16 protein-coding genes are annotated in these 23,033 nt (G+C 71.4%); 4 read left to right on the top strand and 12 right to left on the bottom strand.

Translation table 11 applies throughout. From position 1 onward, the window contains the following. Positions 1 to 25: 25 nt before the first annotated feature. A complete protein-coding gene (locus EDD90_RS17675) occupies positions 26 to 1,267 on the top strand; it encodes an MFS transporter (RefSeq protein ID WP_123973941.1) in 1,242 nt (413 codons plus the stop codon). A 13-nt stretch (positions 1,268 to 1,280) separates the two neighbouring features. Here the strand turns inward: EDD90_RS17675 and EDD90_RS17680 are convergent, their stop codons facing one another. Further along, positions 1,281 to 1,856 (bottom strand): TetR/AcrR family transcriptional regulator, encoded by a 576-nt coding sequence (locus EDD90_RS17680; protein ID WP_123973942.1) that lies wholly within the window; start codon positions 1,854 to 1,856, stop codon positions 1,281 to 1,283. Between the two features lie 98 nt (positions 1,857 to 1,954). Here EDD90_RS17680 and EDD90_RS17685 point away from each other — a divergent pair, with 98 nt between their 5' ends. After that, positions 1,955 to 3,472, top strand: coding sequence for an MFS transporter (locus tag EDD90_RS17685; protein WP_123973943.1), 1,518 nt, complete (start codon positions 1,955 to 1,957; stop codon positions 3,470 to 3,472). Between the two features lie 63 nt (positions 3,473 to 3,535). On the opposite strand, the gene serA is transcribed toward EDD90_RS17685, so the two are convergent. From serA to EDD90_RS17715, 6 genes are all read right to left on the bottom strand, one after another. Then, positions 3,536 to 5,125, bottom strand: a complete 1,590-nt coding sequence (gene serA / locus EDD90_RS17690) for a phosphoglycerate dehydrogenase (RefSeq protein ID WP_123973944.1) — start codon at positions 5,123 to 5,125, stop codon at positions 3,536 to 3,538. 230 nt (positions 5,126 to 5,355) lie between these two features. Further along, positions 5,356 to 6,354 carry a ketol-acid reductoisomerase gene (gene ilvC, locus EDD90_RS17695; RefSeq protein WP_123973945.1) on the bottom strand — a complete coding sequence of 333 codons (999 nt, stop codon included), beginning with the start codon at positions 6,352 to 6,354 and terminating at the stop codon, positions 5,356 to 5,358. A gap of 120 nt (positions 6,355 to 6,474) precedes the next feature. After that, positions 6,475 to 6,999, bottom strand: coding sequence for an acetolactate synthase small subunit (gene ilvN, locus EDD90_RS17700; protein ID WP_123973946.1), 525 nt, complete (start codon positions 6,997 to 6,999; stop codon positions 6,475 to 6,477). A 21-nt stretch (positions 7,000 to 7,020) separates the two neighbouring features. Then, on the bottom strand, positions 7,021 to 8,871 hold the full coding sequence (locus EDD90_RS17705; protein ID WP_185149129.1) for an acetolactate synthase large subunit: 1,851 nt from the start codon (positions 8,869 to 8,871) through the stop codon (positions 7,021 to 7,023). A 243-nt stretch (positions 8,872 to 9,114) separates the two neighbouring features. Next, a complete protein-coding gene (locus EDD90_RS17710; RefSeq protein ID WP_185149130.1) occupies positions 9,115 to 12,117 on the bottom strand; it encodes an EAL domain-containing protein in 3,003 nt (1,000 codons plus the stop codon). Between the two features lie 399 nt (positions 12,118 to 12,516). Then, the gene (locus EDD90_RS17715; protein WP_123973949.1) at positions 12,517 to 13,467 is read right to left on the bottom strand and encodes a 2-hydroxyacid dehydrogenase; all 951 of its coding nucleotides are present in this window, start codon (positions 13,465 to 13,467) and stop codon (positions 12,517 to 12,519) included. A gap of 74 nt (positions 13,468 to 13,541) precedes the next feature. Between EDD90_RS17715 and EDD90_RS17720 the strand changes: the two genes are divergently transcribed. Both EDD90_RS17720 and EDD90_RS17725 read left to right on the top strand, forming a co-directional pair. Beyond that, complete coding sequence (locus EDD90_RS17720; RefSeq protein WP_123973950.1) at positions 13,542 to 14,540, top strand: aldo/keto reductase; 999 nt, start codon at positions 13,542 to 13,544, stop codon at positions 14,538 to 14,540. 215 nt (positions 14,541 to 14,755) lie between these two features. Beyond that, entirely contained in the window at positions 14,756 to 15,910 is a 1,155-nt protein-coding gene (locus EDD90_RS17725) for a sorbosone dehydrogenase family protein (protein ID WP_185149131.1), read from the top strand. A 30-nt stretch (positions 15,911 to 15,940) separates the two neighbouring features. On the opposite strand, the gene EDD90_RS17730 is transcribed toward EDD90_RS17725, so the two are convergent. From EDD90_RS17730 to EDD90_RS17750, 5 genes are all read right to left on the bottom strand, one after another. Beyond that, positions 15,941 to 18,979, bottom strand: coding sequence for a helix-turn-helix transcriptional regulator (locus tag EDD90_RS17730; RefSeq protein WP_123973952.1), 3,039 nt, complete (start codon positions 18,977 to 18,979; stop codon positions 15,941 to 15,943). A gap of 155 nt (positions 18,980 to 19,134) precedes the next feature. Beyond that, positions 19,135 to 19,326 carry a hypothetical protein gene (locus EDD90_RS17735; RefSeq protein WP_123973953.1) on the bottom strand — a complete coding sequence of 64 codons (192 nt, stop codon included), beginning with the start codon at positions 19,324 to 19,326 and terminating at the stop codon, positions 19,135 to 19,137. Between the two features lie 197 nt (positions 19,327 to 19,523). After that, positions 19,524 to 20,126 carry a hypothetical protein gene (locus tag EDD90_RS17740; protein WP_123973954.1) on the bottom strand — a complete coding sequence of 201 codons (603 nt, stop codon included), beginning with the start codon at positions 20,124 to 20,126 and terminating at the stop codon, positions 19,524 to 19,526. Positions 20,127 to 20,162: 36 nt separating this feature from the next. Then, the gene (locus EDD90_RS17745) at positions 20,163 to 20,735 is read right to left on the bottom strand and encodes a GNAT family N-acetyltransferase (RefSeq protein WP_123973955.1); all 573 of its coding nucleotides are present in this window, start codon (positions 20,733 to 20,735) and stop codon (positions 20,163 to 20,165) included. After that, complete coding sequence (locus tag EDD90_RS17750) at positions 20,713 to 22,941, bottom strand: MMPL family transporter (RefSeq protein WP_123973956.1); 2,229 nt, start codon at positions 22,939 to 22,941, stop codon at positions 20,713 to 20,715. The genes EDD90_RS17745 and EDD90_RS17750 overlap by 23 nt, the downstream gene beginning before the upstream one ends. Positions 22,942 to 23,033 lie beyond the last annotated feature (92 nt).

Here is a 23,033-nt window from a genome sequence, read left to right on the forward strand (position 1 = left end):
CCGGTCGGCTCATAGCGTCGAGGACATGACGACTTCGGCGAACCGCCCGGTCCTGGCCCCGACCCCGCGCCCGCGCCTGCTCAGCCGGGCGCTGCTGCTCCGCTTCGTGAGCATGGTCGGCGCGATGGTCAGCTTCTTCCTGCTGCTGTCGGTCGTGCCCGCGTACGCGGCCCAGGCGGGCGGGGGTGGGGCGGCGGGCATCGCCACCGGCTCCCTGATGCTCGCCACGGTCCTCGGTGAACTCGCCACTCCCCGGCTCGTCGACCGGTACGGCTACCGGGTGACGCTGATGGCGGGCCTGTTCCTGATGGGCGCCCCGGCCCTGGTGCTCACGGTCTCGCCGCACGTGGCGTGGATCGCGGCCGTCTGTCTGCTGCGCGGCCTCGGCTTCGCCCTCACGATCGTCGCGGGCGGCGCCCTGACCGCGACGCTGATCCCGCCGGAGCGGCGCGGGGAGGGCCTGGCCGTGGTGGGTCTGGTCTCCGGCGTGCCGTCGCTGATCGCTCTGCCCCTGGGCCTGTGGCTGGCCGGACACACCGGGTACGGGGTGACGGCCGTGACCGGGGGCATGGCGGCACTCGTGACGACGGTGTCGGTCCTCGGGCTGCCGGACCGCGAGAGGCGGACGGCACGGGCCGGCGGTGCCGGTCGGGACGCGTCGTCGGGGAGCGGTGCCGGTGCCGGGCGGCCGGTCCGGGACGAGCGTCCCCTCGGTGTCGTGCGCGGGCTGGGGACCGCTGCTCTGCTGCGTCCCGTGCTCGTGTTCGGGGCCACCGCGACCGCCGCCGGGATCCTGGTCACCTTCCTGCCGCTGGCGGTCGGGCGGGCGTCCTCCGGGGTGGTCCCGGTGGCGCTGTTCGTGCAGCCGGCCGCCGCGACCGTCACCCGCTGGCTGGCCGGGCGCCTCGGCGACCGGCACGGCAGTGCCCGGCTCGTGCTGCCCGGCCTGCTGCTGTCGGCCGCGGGCGTCCTGGTCACCGCGGCGACGGGCGTCCCGGCCGCCGTGATCGGGGCAACCGCCCTGTTCGGCGCCGGTTTCGGCATCGCGCAGAACGCCACCCTGGCCCTGATGTACGCCCGGGTCCCCGCCTCCTCGTACGGCACGGTCAGCGCGCTGTGGAACCTCGCGTACGACGGCGGGATGGGCGTCGGCGCCGCGGGCTTCGGCGTCCTCGCGGGGCTGACCGGCTACCCGTGGGCGTTCGCGGCGACGGCGGTGCTGATGCTGGGCGCACTTGTCCCGGCCCTGCGCGACCGCCGCCGCTGAGCGTCCGGGCGGGTCAGGTCCGGGTGGCGGCCTCCACGATCTGCCGCAGGCCCTCGGTGAGCGCGTCGCCGTCCGGCGCGGTCTTCGGGTCGAAGGTCCACTGGGAGATCAGGCCGGACATCAGGGTCATGTAGAAGCGGCCGAGGGTGTCGGCGGTCTCGTCGGAGACCTCCTCCTCCGGTACGCCCATCATCAGCGAGACCAGCCCGCGGCCCCCCTCGCGCTGGGCGCGGGACAGATGGTCCCGTACCTCGGGCAGTTGGTCGCCCATCGCCATGATCTCCACGCCGAGCCGCCACATCGAGCCGGGCACGCGCATGCTGTCGACGATGTTCGACCACACCTCGCGGAACCGTTCAAAGGAGCCGGGCGCTCCGGTAAGCCCCCCGTCGCCGCCCTCGAAGGACATCTCCTCCACCAGCGCGATGTAGGCCTGCGCGAGCAGTGCGTCCTTGGAGCCGTAGTGGTAGCCGATCGAGGCGAGGTTGGTCCCCGACTCCTTGACGATGTCGCGCGCCGTCGTCCGCGCGAACCCCTTCTCCAGCAGGCAGCGCTTGGCGCCTTCCAGCAGATCCTCACGGTGTCCCATGGGGGCCACCCTACCCCGCGATCCATACAACCGTCCTATACGCATGACTTATACATCCGTTCTAGACAAGCGTTTAAGACGCCCGTACATTCCTTGGCATGACGAACCCGACGAGCACGAACACCACCCCACCTGAGACCAACTCCCTTGCGGGACGCCGTGAATGGACCGCGCTCGGCGTGCTGATGCTTCCGCTGCTCCTGGTCTCGATGGACGTCTCGGTCCTCTACTTCGCCCTCCCGGCGATCGGCGCGGACCTGCGGCCGAGCGGCACCCAACAGCTGTGGATCCTGGACGTCTACGGCTTCGTACTGGCCGGCCTGCTGATGACGATGGGCGCCCTCGGCGACCGCATCGGCCGCCGCCGCCTGCTGCTGTCCGGCGCCGCGGCCTTCGGCGGCGCCTCCCTGCTCGCCGCCTACGCGGACAGCGCCGGGACCCTGATCGCGGCCCGCGCGATCCTCGGCATCGGCGGCGCGACCCTGATGCCGTCGACGATGGCCCTGCTGCGCACGATGTTCACCGACCCCGGCCAGCGCGCGAAGGCGATCGGTCTGTGGTCCGGGGTGATGACGGGCGGGATCGCGCTCGGCTCGGTGATGAGCGGGATCCTCGTCGAGCACTTCTGGTGGGGCTCGGTCTTCCTGGTCAACCTGCCCGCGATGGCACTGCTGCTGGTGCTCGGCCCGGTCCTGCTCCCGGAGTCCAGGAACCCCTCCCCCGGCCGCTTCGACTGGCTGAGCGTCCCGCTCTCGATGGCCGCCGTGCTCCCCGTCGTCTACGGCCTGAAGGAGATCCCCTCCGAGGGCTGGCACCCGCTGTACGTCGTCTCGGTCACCGTCGGCCTGCTCTTCGCGGCCCTTTTCGTCCACCGCCAGCGCACCACCGGCTCCCCGCTGATCCCCCCGGCCCTGCTGAAGGGCCGCGGCTTCACCCCGGCGCTGGTGCTGAACCTCGTCGCCTCGCTCGCCATGATGGGCTCGGCCATCTTCACCACGCAGTACCTGCAGTCGGTGCTCGGGATGAGCCCGCTCGCGGCGGCGCTGTGGAGCCTGCTGCCCTCGGTGTTCATCGGGGTCGCCGGACCGGTCACGGCACAGCTGGTGCAGCGGGGCGCGGACCGGGGTTACGTCGTCGCGGGCGGCTTCGCGGCCATGGCGGCCGGGTTCGTGCTGCTCGCCCTCGTCGGCACCGACTCGCTGTGGCTGGTGCTGACCGGGGCCGGCGTCCTCGCCTGCGGAATGGTCGCGATCATGTCCCAGCTGACCGACCTCGCGATGGGCGGCGCGCCGGTGGAACGGGCGGGCACGGCCTCCTCACTGCTGGAGACCAGCGCGGAGTTCGGCGGTGCGCTCGGGATGGCGGTGCTGGGGTCGATCGGTACGGCGGTCTACCGCCACGAGATGCCGGCCACGGCTCCGGCACAGGCCCGGGAGACGCTGGGCGGCGCGCTGGCCACGGCGGGGCGGCTGCCGGGGCACACGGGAGAAGCCCTGGTACGGACCGCTCGGGAGGCGTTCACCAGCGGGATGCAGGGGGCGGCGATCGCGGGGGCGGTGCTGCTGGTGCTGGCGGCGGTGGGGGCGGGGGTGACGCTGCGGAGGATCGGCAAGTAGGTGACACACGAACGCCGGGTGGGCCGACGGAAGTCGGCCCACCCGGCGTTCGCGCAATGGCCGCTAGACCAGGTTCACCGAACGAGCCGACGTGGCCCCGATCTCCGCCTCGACCTCGGCCAGCACGCCGGGGGCGACCGTGTCGTCGACGGTGAGGACGGCCAGCGCCTCGCCGCCGACCGCCGCACGGGCGACCTGCATGCCGGCGATGTTGATGCCCGCCTCGCCGAGGATGCGGCCGACGGTGCCGACGACACCCGGCCGGTCCTCGTAGCGCAGCACCAGCAGGTGGTCGGCGATCGCGAGGTCGACGTCGTAGTCGCCGACCGCGACGATCTTCTGGAGGTGCTTCGGGCCGGCCAGCGTGCCGGAGACCGACACCTCCTCGCCGTCCGCGAGCGTGCCCCGCACGGTCACCACGTTGCGGTGGTCGGTGGCCTCGGAGCTGGTGGTGAGGCGGACCTCGACACCGCGCTCCTGGGCGAACAGCGGGGCGTTGACGTAGGAGACGGTCTCGTCGACGACGTCCTCGAAGACGCCCTTGAGCGCGGAGAGCTCCAGCACCTTCACATCGTGCTGGGTGATCTCGCCGTAGACCTCGACGTCGAGACGGACCGCGACCTCGCCCGCGAGGGCGGTGAAGATACGGCCGAGACGCTCCGCGAGGGGCAGGCCCGGCTTGACGTCCTCGGCGATGACACCGCCCTGGACGTTGACCGCGTCCGGGACCAGCTCACCGGCGAGGGCGAGCCGGACGGACCTGGCGACCGCGATACCGGCCTTCTCCTGGGCCTCGTCGGTGGAGGCACCCAGGTGCGGGGTGCACACGACCTGGTCCAGCTCGAAGAGCGGGGAGTCGGTGCAGGGCTCCTTCGCGTACACGTCGAGGCCGGCGCCGGCGACCCGGCCCTCCTTCAGCGCCGCGTACAGCGCCTCCTCGTCGACGATGCCACCGCGCGCGGCGTTGACGATGCGCACGGACGGCTTGACCTTGCGCAGCGCCTCCTCGCCGATCAGACCGACCGTCTCGGGGGTCTTGGGGAGGTGCACGGTGATGAAGTCGGCGACTTCGAGGAGCTCGTCCAGCGACAGCACCTTCACGCCCATCTGGGCGGCGCGGGCGGGCTGGATGTAGGGGTCGTAGGCGACGACCTTCATCCCGAAGGCGGACATCCGCTGCGCGACCAGGGCGCCGATGCGGCCGAGGCCGACGACACCGAGGGTCTTCTCGGCGAGCTCGACGCCCGTGTACTTGCTGCGCTTCCACTCGCCGTTCTTCAGCGCGGCGTTGGCCTGCGGGATGTAGCGGGCGGTGGCGACGAGAAGACCGCAGGCGAGCTCGGCGGCGGTCACGATGTTGGAGGTCGGGGCGTTCACGACCATCACGCCGGCCTTGGTGGCGGCGGAGACGTCGACGTTGTCCAGGCCGACGCCGGCTCGTGCGACGACCTTCAGCTTCTTGGCCGCGGCGATGGCCTCGGCGTCCACCTTGGTGGCGGAGCGGATCAGGATCGCGTCCACGTCGGCGATCGCGGGGAGCAGCTCGGCTCGGTCTGCTCCATTGGTGTGCCGGATCTCGAAGTCCGGGCCCAGCGCGTCGACGGTGGCGGGCGACAGCTCTTCAGCGATGAGTACGACAGGTTTCGAGCTCACGTGAGTCCTCACAGGTCCAATGCGGACGGCCGTCCCGACGGCCGCAGGCGGTGGAGGTTGGCTAGCCGCGTGGAGACGCACGACGCTGTGGGCCTGACGCGTATGTAGTACGGCAGTGTAGTGGCGTGGCGGAGGTCGTCCTGCGCCTCTGCGGAAGGATCACCCGTCCGAGATTCGACGGGGTGGACAACGGGGCCGGAGCATAGCGCTCCGGCCCCGTCGGCTGAGGCTTACGCCTCCTCGTTCACCCAGCTCATCAGCTTGCGCAGCTGCTTGCCGGTGGTCTCCAGCAGGTGCTCGGAGTCCTGCTTCTTGTACTCGTTGTACTTCTTCAGACCGCCGTGGTACTCGTCCATCCAGTTGTTGGCGAAGGTGCCGTCCTGGATCTCGGCGAGGACCTGCTTCATCTCGGCCTTGGTGGCGTCGGTGATGATCCGCGGGCCGGTGACGTAGTCGCCCCACTCGGCGGTCTCGGAGACCGACCAGCGCATCTTCTCCAGGCCGCCCTCGTACATGAGGTCGACGATCAGCTTCAGCTCGTGGAGGCACTCGAAGTAGGCGATCTCCGGCTGGTAGCCCGCCTCGACCAGGGTCTCGAAGCCGGCCTTCACCAGGGCGGCGGTGCCACCGCAGAGGACGGCCTGCTCACCGAACAGGTCGGTCTCGGTCTCCTCGGTGAAGGTGGTCTTGATGACGCCGGCGCGGGTGCCGCCGATGCCCTTGGCGTACGACAGGGCCAGCGCGAAGCCGTTGCCGGTGGCGTCCTGCTCGACGGCCACGATGCAGGGAACGCCGCGGCCCTCCTCGTACTGACGGCGCACCAGGTGGCCCGGGCCCTTCGGGGCGACCATGCAGACGTCCACACCGGCCGGGGGCTTGATGAAGCCGAAGCGGATGTTCAGGCCGTGGCCGAAGAACAGGGCGTCGCCGTCGTTCAGGTTCGGGGCGATGGACTCCTCGTAGACCTGGGCCTGGATCGGGTCCGGGACGAGGATCATGATGACGTCGGCCTCGGCGGCGGCCTCGGCCGGGGTCACCACGCGCAGGCCCTGCTCCTCGGCCTTCGCCTTGGACTTGGAGCCCTCGTGCAGACCGACACGCACGTCGACACCGGAGTCACGCAGCGACAGCGCGTGGGCGTGGCCCTGGCTGCCGTAGCCGATGACCGCGACCTTGCGGCCCTGGATGATGGACAGGTCGGCGTCAGCGTCGTAGAACAGCTCGGCCACTTTGGGTTCTCTCCTTGGTGTGCAGATGTTGCGTCCCACCGTATGACGGCGGGTGGAAGGGAAGTCTCGGGGTCTCGGCATACGGGCGGCCGACGGTCGTCGGGCCGCCCGTTTCCAGCCTTACGCAGATCGGTCGAGTGCGCGCAGCGACCGGTCGGTGATCGAACGGGCGCCGCGGCCGATCGCGATCGTCCCGGACTGGACCAGCTCCTTGATGCCGAACGGCTCCAGCATCTTCAGCATGGCGGTCAGCTTCTCGCTGCTCCCGGTGGCCTCGACGGTGACGGCCTCCGGGGAGACGTCGACGGTCTTGGCGCGGAACAGCTGGACGATCTCGACGATCTGGGAGCGCGTCTCGTTGTCGGCGCGCACCTTCACCAGAACAAGTTCGCGCTGAACGGCCGAACCCGGCTCCAGCTCGACGATCTTGAGCACCTCGACGAGCTTGTTGAGCTGCTTGGTGACCTGCTCCAGCGGCAGGGCTTCGACGCTCACCACGATCGTGATGCGGGAGATGTCGGGGTGCTCGGTGACGCCGACGGCCAGCGAGTCGATGTTGAAGCCGCGGCGGGAGAACAGCGCGGCGATCCGGGCCAGGATGCCCGGCTTGTTCTCCACCAGGACGGAGAGCGTGTGCTTGGACATTTTCTTCTACGTCTCTCTCGCTCAGTCGTCTTCGTTGTCGCCGAAGTCGGGGCGGACGTCCCGGGCGGCCATGATCTCGTCGTTGGAGGTGCCGGCGGCGACCATCGGCCACACCATGGCGTCCTCGTGGACGATGAAGTCGACGACGACCGGGCGGTCGTTGATGGAGTTCGCCTCTTCGATGACCTTGTCGAGGTCGTCCGGGGACTCGCAGCGGATGGAGTGACAGCCCATGGCCTCCGCCAGCTTCACGAAGTCCGGGACCCGGGTGCCGCGGGCGTCCGGGTTGACGTCGTCGGGGCCGGAGTGCAGCACGGTGTTGGAGTACCGCTGGTTGTAGAAGAGGGTCTGCCACTGGCGGACCATCCCCAGGGCGCCGTTGTTGATGATGGCGACCTTGATCGGGATGTTGTTCAGGGCGCAGGTGGTGAGCTCCTGGTTGGTCATCTGGAAGCAGCCGTCGCCGTCGATCGCCCAGACGGTCCGCTCCGGCCGGCCGGCCTTGGCGCCCATGGCGGCCGGGACCGCGTAGCCCATGGTTCCGGCTCCGCCGGAGTTCAGCCAGGTGGCGGGCTTCTCGTACTGCACGTAGTGCGCGGCCCACATCTGGTGCTGGCCGACGCCCGCCGCGAAGATCGTGCCCTCCGGGGCGAGCTGTCCGACGCGCTCGATGACCTGCTGCGGGGAGAGCGAGCCGTTGTCGGGCAGGTCATAGCCGAGCGGGTAGGTCTCGCGCCAGCGGCTCAGGTCCTTCCACCAGGCGGTGTAGTCGCCCTGGTGGCCCTCGCTGTGCTCCTTCTGCACCGCCTGGATCAGGTCGGCGATGACCTCGCGGGCGTCACCGACGATCGGCACGTCGGCGGCGCGGTTCTTGCCGATCTCCGCGGGGTCGATATCGGCGTGGACGATCTTGGCGTACGGGGCGAAGCTGTCCAGCTTGCCGGTGACGCGGTCGTCGAAGCGGGCTCCGAGGGCGACGATCAGGTCGGCCTTCTGCAGCGCGGTGACGGCGGTGACCGCACCGTGCATGCCCGGCATTCCCACGTGCAGCGGGTGGCTGTCGGGGAATGCGCCGAGCGCCATCAGGGTGGTGGTGACGGGCGCTCCGGTGAGTTCGGCGAGGACCTTCAGCTCGGCGGTGGCGCCGGACTTGATGACACCGCCGCCGACGTAGAGGACGGGCCGCTTCGCGGAGGTGATCAGCTTGGCGGCCTCGCGGATCTGCTTGGCGTGCGGCTTGGTCACCGGGCGGTAGCCGGGCAGGTCCATGACCGGCGGCCAGGAGAAGGTGGTCTTCGCCTGGAGGGCGTCCTTGGCGATGTCGACCAGGACCGGGCCGGGGCGGCCGGTGGAGGCGATGTGGAACGCCTGCGCGATCACCCGGGGGATGTCCTCGGCCTTGGTGACCAGGAAGTTGTGCTTGGTGATCGGCATGGTGATGCCGACGATGTCCGCCTCCTGGAAGGCGTCCGTGCCGATCGAGGAGGACGCGACCTGCCCGGTGATCGCCACGAGCGGCACCGAGTCCATGTGTGCGTCCGCGATCGGCGTCACCAGGTTGGTGGCACCGGGGCCCGAGGTCGCCATGCAGACGCCGACCTTGCCGGTGGCCTGCGCGTAGCCGGTGGCCGCGTGACCGGCGCCCTGCTCGTGCCGGCACAGGACGTGGCGCACCCGGGTGGAGTCCATCAGCGGGTCGTAGGCGGGCAGGATCGCGCCGCCGGGGATGCCGAATACCGTGTCAGCGCCGACCTCCTCAAGGGAGCGGATGAGGGACTTCGCACCCGTGACGTGCTCGACGGGGGCGGACTGCTGTCCTCCGGAACGGGGCCGCGGCTGCGGATGGTGGGCCCCGGTGGCCTGCTCGGTCATCGGCATTCTCTTCTCGATGCTGAGGGTTTTTGCGAGGTTCGTACGGATTTTTACGTCCGTACGTCTGGTGCTGGTGCAACAAAAAACCCCTCGTGCCAAAAGGCAAGCGAGGGGAGCGCGCCGGTGTGGTCGCTGGGCTTTCCGGATCCTTCTCCGGTGGGGCCCAACTCAGCCGACGCGCTGTCCAAGTACGAGAATTCGGGTGCGCATGGGACTGACCCTCCCTCTGACGCGCACCACGTGTCAAGTGGGTGGGACGGGAGTCTCATTATGTGAGCGAAGGGCACTTCCGCCTCCGAGCACCGCGGGCACACCACCGGTGTACACCCCGGAGCGGCCGCCCGCGAACGCCGGCTCGGCCGGTGCGTGCGGTACCGGATAGTGGCCGGATCCGAGCGCCCGGCGCAGCCGGTACTCGTCCACCGGACCGGAGAACGCCATGCCCATCCCGTGGGTGCAGCCCATCGCGCGCAACGCCGTGACCTGCTCGGGCAGGTCCACGCCCTCGGCCACCGACTGGAGCCCGAGGTCACCCGCGATCCGCAGCAGCCCGCTGGTGATCTTGTGCAGCCGGGGCGACTCGACGATCCCCTCGACCAGACCGCGGTCGAGCTTGAGCACGTCGATGGGGAGCCTCCTGAGGGCCGTGATCGCCGCGTAGCCGCTGCCGAAGCCGTCCAGGGCGATCCGGACACCGTGCCGGTTGAGCACGGTCAGCCGGCGCTCCAGCTCGTCCAGCGGGATCCTCGGGTCGGTGTCGGACAGCTCCAGGACCAGTGCCCCGGAGGGCAGTCCATGCCGGGTGAGCAGGGACTCCACGGAGCCGAGCGGCGAGGACCGGTCGAGCAGCCGCCGGGCGCTCATGCGCACGGCGACCGGCACCACCAGTCCGTTGGCGGCCCGCTCGGCGGCCTGTTCGACCGCCTCCTGGAAGATCCACCGGTCCAGTTCGGCGGTCTTGTCGCTGTCCTCGGCCACCCGCAGGAACTCGGCCGGGGTGAACAGCACCCCCTGGGACGAGCGCCAGCGCGCCTGCGCGGAGACCGATTCGATCCGGCCACTCTCCAGACACACCACGGGCTGGTGCAGCAGCGCGAACTCGCCGTCGTGCAGCGCGGCCCGCAGCCGGGTGGCCAATTCGGCCTTGCGTACGACGTCCTGCTGCATCTGTGGCTTGTACAGCTCGACGCGGCCTTTTCCGGCCGACTTGGCGCGGTACATCGCCAGGTCGGCGTTGCGCAGCAGCTCACCCGCGCCGAGGCCGGGTTCGGCGAAGCCGACACCGATGGACGCGTTGACACGGACATCGTTGCCGTCAATGAGGTACGGCTGGGAGAGGGTCACCCTGAGGCGGTCGGCGAGCTCCAGGATGTGCCGCTCTCTGGCACTGCGGTCACGGGTGCCGTCGCCGACGATCAGCGCCGCGAACTCGTCGCCGCCCAGCCGGGAGGCGGTGTCGCCGTGGCGGACCGCGTCCTGGAGTCTGCGTGCGGCCTGCACGAGCAGTTCGTCGCCGGCCTGGTGCCCGATGGTGTCGTTGACGGCTTTGAACCCGTCCAGGTCGATGAAGAGCACCGCCGTGTTCCTGAGGGCGGGGCCCCGGTCGGAGGAGCGGCGGCCGGACAGGGCCTGCTGTACCCGCCGGGTGAACAGGGCGCGGTTGGGCAGGTCGGTGAGCGGGTCGTGCTCGGCGTTGTGCTGGAGCTGAGCCTGCAGCCGCACCCTTTCGGTGACGTCCCGGCTGTTGAAGATGAGGCCGCCGTGGTGCCGGTTGACGGTGGACTCGACATTGAGCCAGCCGCCCTCGCCGGACCGGAAACGGCACTCGATACGGGTGGTGGGTTCCTCCTGGGGCCGGGCGGCGAGGAAGCGGCGCACCTCGTGCACCACGCAGCCCAGATCCTCCGGGTGGATGAGGTTGGCCAGTTCCGAGCCCACCAGGTCCTCGGCGGGCCGTCCGTAGACCCCGGCGGCGGCCGGGGAGACGTACCGGAGGATGCCGTTGGGCGCGGCGATCATGATGACGTCGCTGGAGCCCTGCACCAGGGAGCGGAAGTGGTTCTCCTGCTGCGCCAGTTCCTGGGTGAGGGTGATGTTGTCGAGCAGCATGATGCCCTGGCGCACGACGAGCGCGAGGACCACACAGCCGGCGGTGATCAGGACGACATGGTCCGGACTGCGGCCGTTGAGGACGTTGTAGAGGATGCCCAGGGTGCACACGGTGGCGGCCAGATACGGGGTGAGTGCGGCCAGGGAACCGGTCAGCGGGCGACCCGCCGGGTACCGGCTGTGATCACCTCCCGGGACGGGCGCGGACGGCTGCTTGGACACCGCGACCCGCAGTCCGGGCACGTGCTCGTGGACCACGCGCGTGTGCCCCTCGGGCTCCTGGGTGCCCTGCTGCCGGGGCGCGGCCCAGGGGGCGTACGCGAGGAGCAGCGAGCCGGCGAACCAGCCCGCGTCCAGCAGTTGACCTGAGCGGTAACTGCTGTGCAGCAGCGGCGAGGTGAACAGGGCGTCGCACATCACGGTCAGGGCGAGCGCGCCGATCGCGGTGTTCACCGCGGTGCGGTTGCCCGGCGAGCGCCGGAAGTGCAGCGCGAGCACCATGCTGACCAGGGCGATGTCCATCAGCGGGTAGGCCAGCGAGAGCGCGGTGTGCGCGACGCTGGGTCCGTCGAACCGGGCGGCCTGGGCGAGCGCGAGGCTCCACGACAGGGTGAGCAGCGAGCCGCCGATCAGCCAGGCGTCCAGGCCCAGGCAGATCCACCCCGCCTTCGTCACCGGCCGCTTGGCCAGCACCAGCAGGCCGACGATGGCGGGCGGCGCGAAGCACAGGAAGAACAGGTCGGCGTAGCTGGGGCTGGGCACCGGCCTCTGGAGCACGACCTCGTACCACCCCCAGACCGCGTTGCCCAGGGCCGCCATCGCCGAGGAGAGGGCGAACAGCAGCCAGGCAGGTCGAAAGCGGACCCGCGGGGAGCGGGCGTAGAGGAAACACGACACGGCGGCAGTGCCGGCGGCCGCGGTCAGACCGAAGTCGCCCATGAACAGGGCGATTTGGTTCGAGCCCCAGTCGAACGCGGAACCGACGGCGTATCCCGCGCAGATCAGGGCCAGGACGAGTTGGCGGACCACGCCGGTCCCGCCGCCGACGGCCGGCGGACGGGGGTGCGGCTTCCCTGCCGGAGGCTGTGCCCGCAGCGCTCCGGGGAGGTTGGTCGTCACAGAGGTCGGCGCTGTCACGGGACCCTCCAGGTCAGCGCCGCTCCCGTGCCCCTCGGGTCCCGGTGCACCGGACGTGCGTGCCTCCGACGTCCGCTGTGCCTGTGGTGGTGATGGCTGGTGTGATGGCCGCGTCTGCGCGCAGCTGTGCGCCAGGGTCGCCGCCGGCGGCTCCGCCGCGTCGGATCGTTCGTCCATAGGCCGTGCATCGCTCGTCGCCCCCCTCACAATTCTGAAATGTCCATCCCCGGCGCCGAACGGTGCGCGGCGCAGCCCCTGTCGGGACGATACACCAGTCTCGTCACTCAGGGACATAGCCTCTCTACGCTCCGTGACGACCAGCGGCTATGTGCGTACGCACCGCGCTCGGAAGGTCGCGGACCGTACCGGAAGCGGATTACACGCGTGTTGCGGTGATGGTCAGTTGTCGGTGGATCCCGTCGTAAGGATCACGTTCCGCAGCGGCTCCCGGTTCATGTAGCGGTTCAACTGCTCGACGACGAGACGCCTGGCGCGTGGCAGGAAGGCCGAGGTGGGGCCGCCGACATGGGGGCTGATCAGCACGCCGGGCGCCTGCCACAGGGGATGTCCGGCCGGCAGCGGCTCGGGGTCGGTGACGTCCAGGGCGGCGGTGAGACGGCCGCTCTCCAGTTCGGCGAGCAGCGCCTTGGTGTCCACGACGGGCCCGCGCGCGACGTTCACGAGCAGTGCGCCGTCCTTCATCCGTGCGAGGAACTCCGCGTTGACCAGGCCACGCGTGGTGTCCGTGAGGGGCGTGGAGAGGATGACGACATCGGCTTCCGGAAGCAGATTCGGCAGTTCGGTGAGCGGATGCACGAGACCGCGCGCCGAGGCGCGCCCGGAGCGCGCAACGCGCGCCACCCGCGCGCACTCAAAGGGCACGAGCCGGTCCTCGACGGCCGCGCCGATGGCGCCGTAGCCGACGATGAGGACGGACTTGTCGGCGAGGGCCTGGTGGAAGCCGCTCTGCCAGTGCTCCTGCTGCTGGGCCCGGACGAACCCCGGGATACCGCGCAGGGACGCCAGTGTCAGGGCGAGCGCGAGTTCGGCGGTGCTCGCCTCATGCACCCCGCGTGCGTTGCACAGCGGTACGCCGGGGGCGATGCGGTCGAGGGCCGCGATCATGTCGTCGACGCCGGCGGTGAGGGTCTGGATGAGCCGCACGTTCCGCATCCCCACCAGCGGCCGCACCTTCACGTCCTGCCGCTTCATGTAGGGGACGACGTAGACGGCACAGTCCGCGGGGTCGCCCGGAAACTCCTGGTCACCGTCCCAGAAGAGGTAATTGAGCCCTTCGGGCAGGTCCGTGAACTCGTCGAGCGGGATGGGGAGCCATGCGTCGTGGGTCATGGTCAGGAGGCTATGTCAGAGGTGCGCGGGCGAGCGGGTTAGGTTGGGGGCCGGAGAAGGAGGTTCACGGGCTGGTGGAGCGCAGGACGATCGGCGCGGGGGCGCTGGCGGTGGGGGCCGTCGGACTCGGGTGCATGCCGATGAGCTGGGCGTACAACGGGTCGCGGCAGCGGGGTGACGAGTCCGTCAGAGCGGTGCACAAGGCGCTGGACCTGGGCGTGACGCTGCTTGACACGGCGGACATGTACGGGCCGTTCACGAACGAGCTGCTGCTGGGGCGGGTGCTCAAGGAACGGCGTGCCGAGGCCTTCGTGTCCACGAAGGTGGGCCTGCTGGTGGGTGACCAGCACATCGTGGCGAACGGCCGGCCGGGGTATGTGAAGCGGGCGTGCGACGCGTCGCTGCGCCGGCTTCAGACCGATGTGATCGACCTCTACCAACTGCATCGCGCCGATCCCGAGATTCCCGTCGAGGAGACCTGGGGCGCGATGGCGGAACTGGTGCAGGCGGGGAAGGTGCGGGCGCTGGGGTTGTGCGCCGTGGGGGCGCGCGGGGGGCGCAGGTCCGGCGCACGGCTCCATGACGCGACCCTGCGTCAGCTTCAGCGGGTGCAGCAGGTGTTTCCGGTGAGCGCGGTCGAGGCGGAGCTGTCGGTGTGGTCGCCGGAGGCGCTCGATGCGCTGCTGCCGTGGTGCGAGGCGCGGGGGGTGGGCTTTCTCGCGGCGATGCCGCTGGGGAACGGCTTCCTCACCGGGACGCTCACGCCGGGTGAGGGGTTCGAGCCGGACGATCTGCGGGCGCGGCATCCGCGCTTCACGGCGGAGATGATGGCGGCGAACCAGCCCATCGTGGCGGGGTTGCGGAGGGTCGCGCGCCGCCAGGGAGAGGGTGTCACCGCCGCTCAGGTGGCGCTGGCGTGGGTGCTGGCGCGGGGGCGGCATGTGGTGCCGGTGCCGGGGACCAAGCAGTGCCGGTGGGCGGCGGAGAACGCGGGCGCGGCGGACGTGCGGCTGACCGCGGAGGATCTGGCGGAACTGGGGCGGCTGCCGGCTGCGCAGGGGTCGTGGGATTAGCGATGCGGCTGCCGTGATCTGCCGGTGGTTCGCTGCGACACCGTTGTGGCTGGTCGCGCAGTTCCCCGCGCCCCTTGCAGGGCGCTGCTGCCGTCGGTTCGGCGCGGCGCCGTCGGGGCTGGTCGCGCAGTTCCCCGCGCCCCTTTGGGGCGCGCTGTACTACCGTCGGCAGGGAGGGGCTGCCGGAGGGATTTGTGATCGTGCAACGTCGAGCTGTGAGCGCCGTGTTGGCGGCGGCCGGGCTCCTGCTGGTGGTGGGGTGTTCCTCCGGTGGCAGTGGTGGGGCGCCGCCGCTCTGGGCCGCGAGTGCGTCCGCCGGTGCCTCTTCCTCTGCTTCCGCCTCCGCCGGAGCGGGCGACTCCGCCGCGCCCGCCAAGGGGTCGGTCAAGGTGGTGCGTACGGTTGCCGAGGGGCTGAAGTCGCCTTGGGGGCTTGCGCCGTTGCCGGGCGGGGCCGGGCTGCTGGTGTCCGACCGGGACGACGGGACGATCAGCAAGGTCGACGAGAAGACCGGGAAGATCACCGAGCTGGGCGTCGTCTCCGGGGTGTCCGCGGCCGGCGAGGGCGGGCTGCTGGGGATCGCCCTCTCCCCCGGCTTCGCCTCGGACCACATGATCTACGCGTACTTCACATCGGCCTCCGACAACCGCATCGTGCGCATGCTCTGGGACGAGAGCAAACCGGCCGAGGAACAGCTGGGCGCCCCCGACACGATCTTCAAGGGCATCCCCAAGGGGCTCATCCACAACGGCGGCCGGATCGCCTTCGGCCCGGACGGCATGCTCTACGCCGGCACCGGTGAGAGCGGGCAGCGCGGTCTGGCCCAGGACAGGAACTCCCTCGGCGGGAAGATCCTGCGGCTCACGCCGGAGGGTGAACCGGCCCCGGGCAACCCGTTCCCGGACTCCCCGGTCTACTCGTACGGCCACCGGAACGTGCAGGGCCTCGCCTGGGACGACAGACAGCGGCTGTTCGCCTCGGAGTTCGGGCAGGACACCTGGGACGAGCTGAACGCGATCAAGCCCGGCGGCGACTACGGCTGGCCGAACGCGGAAGGCAGGTCCGACGACCCCAAGTACGTGAACCCGATCGCCGAGTGGCACACCGACGACGCCTCCCCCAGCGGTATCGCCTATGTCGACGGCGTGATCTGGATGGCGGCCCTCAAGGGCCAGCGGCTGTGGCGCATCCCCCTGGACGGCACGACCGCCGCCGCGGAACCGCAGGCCTTCCTCACGGGCGAGTACGGCCGCCTTCGTACGGTCGTGGCGGCCGGCGGAGACAAGGTGTGGCTGGTGACCAGCAACACGGACGGGCGGGGGAAGCCCAAGGCGGGCGACGACAGGATCCTGGAGCTGGCGGTCAAGTAGCCCCGCCGGTCCCGCCCTCGGCGCCCGGTCTCACCTCCCTGCGGCCGCGCTGCGGTCGGGCGGGAAGAGCTCCAGGCGGTGCGCCACCGCCGCCGCCTCTCCCCGCCCCGAGACACCGAGCTTGCCGAGGATGTTGGAGACGTGGACGCTCGCGGTCTTCGGGGAGATGAAGAGCTCCTCGGCTATCTGGCGGTTGGTGCGGCCGGCCGAGACCAGGCGGAGCACGTCCCGCTCCCGGCTGGTGAGGCCGAGGCTCTCGGCGGGGTCGAGGGCCCGGCGTGGGGTGGCGGCGGTGAGGGTGAGACGGGCGCGCTGGGCGAGCAGGGCGACGGCCTCGGCGAGCGGGCGGGCGCCCAGGTGGTCGGCGACCGCCCCGGCGAGGCGGAGGAGTTCCGTCGCGCGGTCGCGTTCGTCGTCGCCGGCCGCCTCTTCCAGCAGGGCCTGGGCGAGGCGGCGGCGGACCCGGGCGAGGTCGTAGGGGCGGTCCAGGCACTCGAAGTCGGTGACCACGTCCGACCAGTTCGCGGCCGTGTCGGTACCCCGGGCGCGGTGCAGTTCGGCACGGGCCCAGCGCTCGTACGCCTGCCAGACGGGCGCGCCGGTGGTGAGCTTGCGGACGGCTGCGGTGAGCCGGTCGAGGGCCTCGGCACGGCCCTCGGCCGCCGCGGGCAGGTCGCGGGCGTCGGCCTCGGCGGTGGCGGCGGCCAGCAGCAGGTGCCAGCCGTAGCGGTGGGTGCCGGGCGGGAAGCCGGCCTCCAGAGCGCGGTGCAGTTCGGTGCGGGCGTCGAGAAGGCGGCCCTCCCCGGCGGCGACGCCGATGGCGACGCGGGCCACGGGCAGCGACTGCTGGGGCATGGGGTCATGGGTGCCGAGATGGGCGCAGGCGACGGACAGCCGTCGGCCGGCCTCGGCGATGTCGCCCCGGGCGAGGGCGAGATGGGCGAGGTGCAGGGCGCCGGAGCCCCGGGGTTTGGCGCTGGCCGTGGAGCCGAGGGCCCCCGCCGCGGCCTCGGCGGCCTCGTCCCACCGGCCCATCGCGTACAGCGAGTCGGCGAGGTTGCCCCAGATCCATGCCTCCTGGTCCAGCTGCCCGAACCTGCGGGTGAAGGCCAGGCCTTCGCGCAGGAGCTCCGCGGATTCCCGGGAGCGGCCGACCGCCTCCAGTTCCGAGGGCAGGTTCACATAGGCACGGCCCGCGACATGCGCCACGCCTTCCTTGAGCGCGGCCTCCTTGACCCGGTTCATCTCCGCCAGTCCGGCCTCGACGTCGCCCGCGTCGACCATGAGTCCGCCGAGGGTGAGGCGCGCGTTGAGCTCGATCTCGCGGGCGCCCACCATCCGGGCGTACTCCACGGCCCGTTCCGCCGCGGCGAAGGCCTCCGGGCCGGGTTCGTGGAGCATGGACCAGTTGGCGGCGGTGGCCAGCACCTCGGCGTGCACCTCGGACGGCGGCAGGCCGCGCACCAGGTCCTGGGCGGTGCCGAGTTCCTGCCAGCCGTCGCCGCGGCCCAGGGCCTGCACCAGCCGGGAGCGCTGCACCCAGAACCAGGCGGCGCGCAGCAGGTCGCCCTCCTCCTCGACCAGCCGCAGCGCCTTCTTGGTGATCTTCAGGGCGCGTTCGCGTTCGCCGCTGAAGCGGCCGGCGACCGCCGCCTCCGCCATCAGGTCGAGGTAGCGCAGCGGGGTGGTGGCGGGATCGCAGCCGCAGGGAGGGTAGACATCGGTGTAGTCGACGGGGCGCAGGGCGGCGCGGATCTCCTCGGGGGTGGTGTCCCACAGCTCCATCGCCCGCTCCAGGAGCCCCAGTTGCTCGCTGTAGGCGTGCCGGCGGCGGGCCACGACGGAGGCGTCGAGGACGGCGGGCAGGGCCTTGGCGGGGTCGTGGGCCTGGTACCAGTAGCTGGCCAGGCGGGTGACGCGGGCGTCGGCCGGCACCAGGGTCGGGTCGCTCTCCAGGGCTTCGGCGTAGCGCCGGTTGAGCCGGGAGCGTTCGCCGGGGAGCAGGTCGTCGGCGACGGCCTCGCGGACGAGGGAGTGCCGGAAGCGGTAGCCGTCGCCGGCGGGGGTGGCGGTGAGGATGTTGGCACCGACGGCCGCCCGCAGTGCCTCGATGAGGTCGTCCTCGGCGAGCTGGGCGACGGTGGCGAGGAGCTGGTAGCCGACGGTGGAACCGCCCTCGGCGACGATCCGGACGACCCGCTGGGCGCTCTCGGGCAGTGTTTCGACCCGGACCAGGAGCAGGTCGCGCAGCGAGTCGGTGAGCCCGGTGCAGCAGCCCTCGGTGGCGGCGACGGCGAGTTCCTCGACGAAGAAGGCGTTGCCGTCGGAGCGTTCGAAGATCTCGTCGACCTGGGTGGCGTCGGGTTCGGCAGCGAGGATGCCGGCGATCTGGCGGCCGACCTCCTCGCGGTTGAAGCGGGCGAGTTCCAGGCGGCGGACGGTGCGCAGCCGGTCGAGTTCGGCGAGCAGGGGGCGCAGCGGGTGGCGGCGGTGGATGTCGTCGGAGCGGTAGGTGGCGAGGACGACGAGCCGGCCGGTGCGCAGGGTGCGCAACAGGTAGGCGAGCAGGTGGCGGGTGGAGGCGTCGGCCCAGTGCAGGTCCTCCAGGGCGACAACCACCGTGCGCTCGGCGGCGACCCGTTCGAGCAGCCGCGCGGTGAGTTCGAACAGGCGGGCCATGCCCTGTTCGTCGTGGCGGCTGGAGGTGGCCTCGCCGAGTTCGGGCAGCAGCCGGGCCAGTTCGTCGTCCTGCCCGGCGGCGGCCGCGGTCAGCTCGTCGGGCAGCGCCGCGCGGAGTGCGCGCAGCGCGGTGGAGAAGGGGGCGAACGGCAGCCCGTCGGCGCCGATCTCCACACAGCCGCCCAGCGCGACGACCGCGCCCCGGCGGCAGGCGAGTGTGGCGAACTCCTCGACCAGCCGGGTCTTGCCCACCCCGGCCTCGCCGCCGAGCAGCAGCGCCTGCGGCTCGGCGGTCTCGGCGCGGGCGAGCGCCTCACGCAGTGTGTCCAACTCGTCGTTGCGGCCTACGAACACGGGACTCACGGACCTGGTTTCCACAGGCCAGAGCATCGCACGCGGCTCGGATCGGACGTCAGCGGTTTTCCACAGCACCGGTGCGCTTGTCGTACGACCCGAGGGCAGCCGCGGAGGCCGGTGGCCGACAGCACGGCCACCGGCCTCCGTTCGCTCGACCCCCGGGCGGCCGGTGCCGCCCGGCCCCCCGTTCACGCGGTGCGCGGGAGCCGGCGCCGGCCGCGGCGGCCGGTATGGGTTTCCTCCGCGGCGGCGGCCTTGCGGGCCGACTCCTCCCGGCGGGCGGCGCGACGGGTGCGGACGGCCTCGCGGACGAGGCGGGCGTCGGCGGCCTCGCGGCGCAGGTCGGCGGAGCGGATCTGGTGGAGTTCGTACTCGAACATGATGAATCCCTTGTGAGACCGGGTGGTTGGGCTTCGCTTTCCGCGATGCCTCCACTTTCGTCTCCCAGGGGGGTGCGCCACATCGGGAGAGTTCCGCATCTTCGGACGGCCACCGGGCCCCGGACACGCGTAAGGGGCCTTAGGGCGTCCGTAAGGTGCTTACGGACGCCCTAAGGCCCCTTGTGACCTGCGCTGTCTCAGCTGGTCGACGGCAGGCCGAGGAGCGCGTCGGAGTACTTGAGGACGGCCAGCAGCAGGCCGATGACGCCGAGCGCGACACCTGCCCAGGCGACCGACTTGATCCACGGGGCCTGCGACCTGCCGGGGGCGCCGAAGGCGGGCCGGGCGAGCACCACGACGCCGGTGATCAGCGCGACCAGCGCGAACAGACCGGCCCACAGTGCGGTGGTCTGCCACGCATCGCCGTACACCTCCTTGACCTGCTTGGCGACGCTCGCCGACGACGAGGTCTGGAGCTGGCCGATGAGGGTCTCACGGGCGGCGGCGACCGTGCCGATCCAGCCACCGGTGAGGGAGACCAGGCCGAGCGCGACGGAGACGATCGCACCGGCGCCCTGGCCGACACCGGTCGGGCCCTCCGGCTCCTCGGCAAGGTCCTCCAGCTCGTCGAGTTCGTCGTCGGCCGGCTCGGCGGAGTGCTCCGTCTCCGGCTCACCGGCCTCGTCGGAGGCCTTGGTGACATCCACCGCGGTCTCCTCGGCCGCCGTCTTGTCGGCCGCCTTCTCGTCGTTCTTCGCCTCGGCTCCGGCCTCGGCTCCGTCCACTGTCTTCGTTCCCATAACCTCGCACCGTACGGACGCTGTCTGAGAGGTCTCTTAATGATCGTCGGGCGTGGTTCGCGCGCGTGCCGCGCGCCATTCGGGGGCGAGCACCGACCAGACCTCGGTGTCCGTGCGCACACCCCGGTGGGGATGGTTCTCCCGCAGCACGCCGTCGCGGGTCATGCCCAGCCGCCGGGCCACATTGATGCTGGCCCCGTTGGCCAGCGACGCATGCCACTCCACACGGTGCATGCCACGCTCGTCAAACGCCCAGTCCAGGAGTACCCGCATGCCGCGCGTCACCAGGCCCCGCCCGGCGGCCTCGGGCTCCAGCCAGCAGCCGGCCTCACAGACCCCGCTGGGCGTGTCCCAGACCCGGAACAGCAGCCCGCCGACGAGCCTGCCGTCCAGCCGCACGCCGTGCAGGCTCCCGCCGTCGGCGGCGCGCTTCTCGGCGTAGGAACGCAGGTAGGCGCGGGCCCCGGCCAGGTCCTCGATCACGTCCGGCAGCCCGACGTGGCGGCCGATGAACTCCCGACCCCGGTCGATGTTCGCGAGCAGCTCCTCGGCGTGCCAGACCTCCAGGGGCCGCAGTTCCGCGCCGTCACCCAGGGATGTCGCGTACATCGTGCCGTTGCTCCTTCTCCAGTTCCTCCACGATCTCGTCGAGCCTCTCATGGGCGGCCCGGCACTCGGGCGGCTCGATGCTGATCCTGGGCAGCCGCAGGTCCAGCCAGCGGGGCAGCCACCAGTTGGCGGCGCCGAGCAGATGCATCAGGGCGGGCACCAGCAGGGTCCGCAGGACGAAGGCGTCGACGGCGACGGCGGAGGCGAGCGCGATGCCGAACATGGCGATCACCCGGTCGCCGCTGAGCACGAAGGCGAGGAAGACGGAGATCATGATGACGGCGGCGGAGTTGATCACGCGACTGGTCTCGGCGAGTCCGACGCGTACCGCCCGCCGGTTGTGGCCGGTCTCCAGCCACTCCTCGTACATCCGGCTGACCAGGAAGACCTGGTAGTCCATGGAGAGCCCGAAGAGGACGGAGACCATGATCACCGGGAGGAAGGGCTCGACCGGGCCCGCCCGCCCCAGACCGAGTGCCTCGCTCCCCCAGCCCCACTGGAAGACGGCGACGACGATCCCGAAGGCGGCGGCGACGGCGGCGATGTTCATCGCGGCGGCCTTCAGCGGGATGCCGACCGACCGGAAGGCGAGCAGCAGCAGGACGCAGCCGAGCCCGATCACCGTCCCCACGAACAGCGGGAGTTTGCCGACGATCACACTCGCGAAGTCGTCGTAGCTCGCCGTCACCCCGCCGACGAGGAGGTGCAGCGAGGTGCCGCGCTCCGCGCGCGGGAGTACCTCGGTGCGCAGCCGGTCCACGAGTTCGCTGGTGCGCAGCGACTGCGGGGCGGAGTCCGGTACGACGGTGAGGTACGCGGTGCCGCCGGTGCCGGAGTAGGTCACGGGGGTCACCGAGGCGACCCCCTCGGTGGCGCGGAGGGTGCTGTCCAGCATGTCGAGGGCGAGTTTGTCGTCGGCGCCGTCTACACGTGTCACGAGCGTGAGCGGCCCGTCGACACCGGGTCCGAAGCCCTCGGCGAGCAGGTCGTAGGCCTGCCGGGTGGTGGAGGCCGCGGGGTCGTTGCCCTGGTCGGAGGTGCCGAGACGGAGGGCGAGGGTGGGCAGCGCGAGCACCGTGACGACCGCGAGGGCGAGGGCCCCGAGCAGCTTGGGGTGGCGCTCGACGAACACCGACCAGCGGGCGGCGAGTCCGGTGGGCAGCTCGGGCTGCGGCCCGTGCTCGGCGAGCCGGCGCCGCTCCTGGCGGCTGAGGGCGCGCATACCGATGTACGAGAGCAGGGCGGGCAGCAGCGTGACGCTCGCCGCGACGGTGAGCATGACCGTCAACGAGGCGGCGATCGCCACCCCGTTGAGGAAGCCCAGCCGCAGTATGAGCATGCCCAGCAGTGCGATGCAGACGGTGGCACCCGCGAACACCACCGCGCGCCCGGTCGTCGCCGCGGCGTCGGCGGCGGCCTCGGTGACGGACAGGCCGCGCTTCAGGCCGCGGCGGTGCCTGGTCGCTATGAACAGCGCGTAGTCGATGCCCACGCCGAGCCCGATCAGCATGCCGAGCATGGGCGCGAAGTCGGCGACGGTCATGGTGTGTCCGAGCAGCACGATCCCGGAGTACGCGGTGCCCACGCCGACCAGCGCGGTGCCGATCGGCAGCAGGGAGGCGGCGAGCGAGCCGAAGGCGAGGAACAGCACCACGGCGGCCACGGCCACCCCGACGGCCTCGGCGAGATGCCCGCCGCCGGACTCGGTGAGCCCGATGGCGCTGCCGCCCAGTTCCACGCGCAGCCCGTCGCCCTCGGCGGCCTCGGCGACCCGGACGATGGCCTCGGCCTGTGCCCTCTTGATGTCCTCGGCCGGCCGGTCGAAGGTGATGACGGCATACGCGGTGTGCCCGTCACGGCTGATCTGTCCGGTGCCCCGGCCGCCGTAGGGACCGGTCACGGCGGCCACACCGGGCAGGCCGGCGATCTCGTCGAGGACACCGGTCATGGTCTGTTCGACTGCGGCGGCCCGGACGGTTCCGGAGCCGGTGTGCCAGACGACGGTGTCGCCGTCGCCGCCGAGGTGGGCGAAGCCCTCGCGCAGCAACTGGGTGGCGCGGCCCGATTCGGTGCCGGGGACCTCGTAGTCGTCGGAGTAGGCCGAACCGGCCACGGCAGCGGCGGCGCCGGTCCCGCCGAGGGCGAGGAGCCACAGCAGGACGACGGCCAGACGGTGCCGGACACACCAACGCGCGAGGGCTGCCAAGAACGTGCTCCCGGAGACGATTTGTAGATCTTTGACCGGGAACAGTCGTCTGCTAACCGAACAACCCGCAAAGAACGTATGAGGATTCGAGG

The organism is Streptomyces sp. Ag109_O5-1 (assembly GCF_003814875.1).
GTDB classification, from domain to species: Bacteria; Actinomycetota; Actinomycetes; order Streptomycetales; family Streptomycetaceae; genus Streptomyces; species Streptomyces sasae.

Bases quoted from the DNA above. Each gene is read 5' to 3' on its own strand.
- EDD90_RS17745 (WP_123973955.1), bottom strand. From the start codon at position 20,735: ATGTACGCGACATCCCTGGGTGACGGCGCGGAACTGCGGCCCCTGGAG.
- EDD90_RS17685 (WP_123973943.1), top strand. From the start codon at position 1,955: ATGACGAACCCGACGAGCACGAACACCACCCCACCTGAGACCAACTCC.
- EDD90_RS17675 (WP_123973941.1), top strand. From the start codon at position 26: ATGACGACTTCGGCGAACCGCCCGGTCCTGGCCCCGACCCCGCGCCCG.
- EDD90_RS17680 (WP_123973942.1), bottom strand. From the start codon at position 1,856: ATGGGACACCGTGAGGATCTGCTGGAAGGCGCCAAGCGCTGCCTGCTG.
- EDD90_RS17715 (WP_123973949.1), bottom strand. From the start codon at position 13,467: ATGACCCACGACGCATGGCTCCCCATCCCGCTCGACGAGTTCACGGAC.
- EDD90_RS17730 (WP_123973952.1), bottom strand. From the start codon at position 18,979: ATGCTCTGGCCTGTGGAAACCAGGTCCGTGAGTCCCGTGTTCGTAGGC.
- EDD90_RS17740 (WP_123973954.1), bottom strand. From the start codon at position 20,126: ATGGGAACGAAGACAGTGGACGGAGCCGAGGCCGGAGCCGAGGCGAAG.
- EDD90_RS17735 (WP_123973953.1), bottom strand. From the start codon at position 19,326: ATGTTCGAGTACGAACTCCACCAGATCCGCTCCGCCGACCTGCGCCGC.
- EDD90_RS17705 (WP_185149129.1), bottom strand. From the start codon at position 8,871: ATGACCGAGCAGGCCACCGGGGCCCACCATCCGCAGCCGCGGCCCCGT.
- ilvN (WP_123973946.1), bottom strand. From the start codon at position 6,999: ATGTCCAAGCACACGCTCTCCGTCCTGGTGGAGAACAAGCCGGGCATC.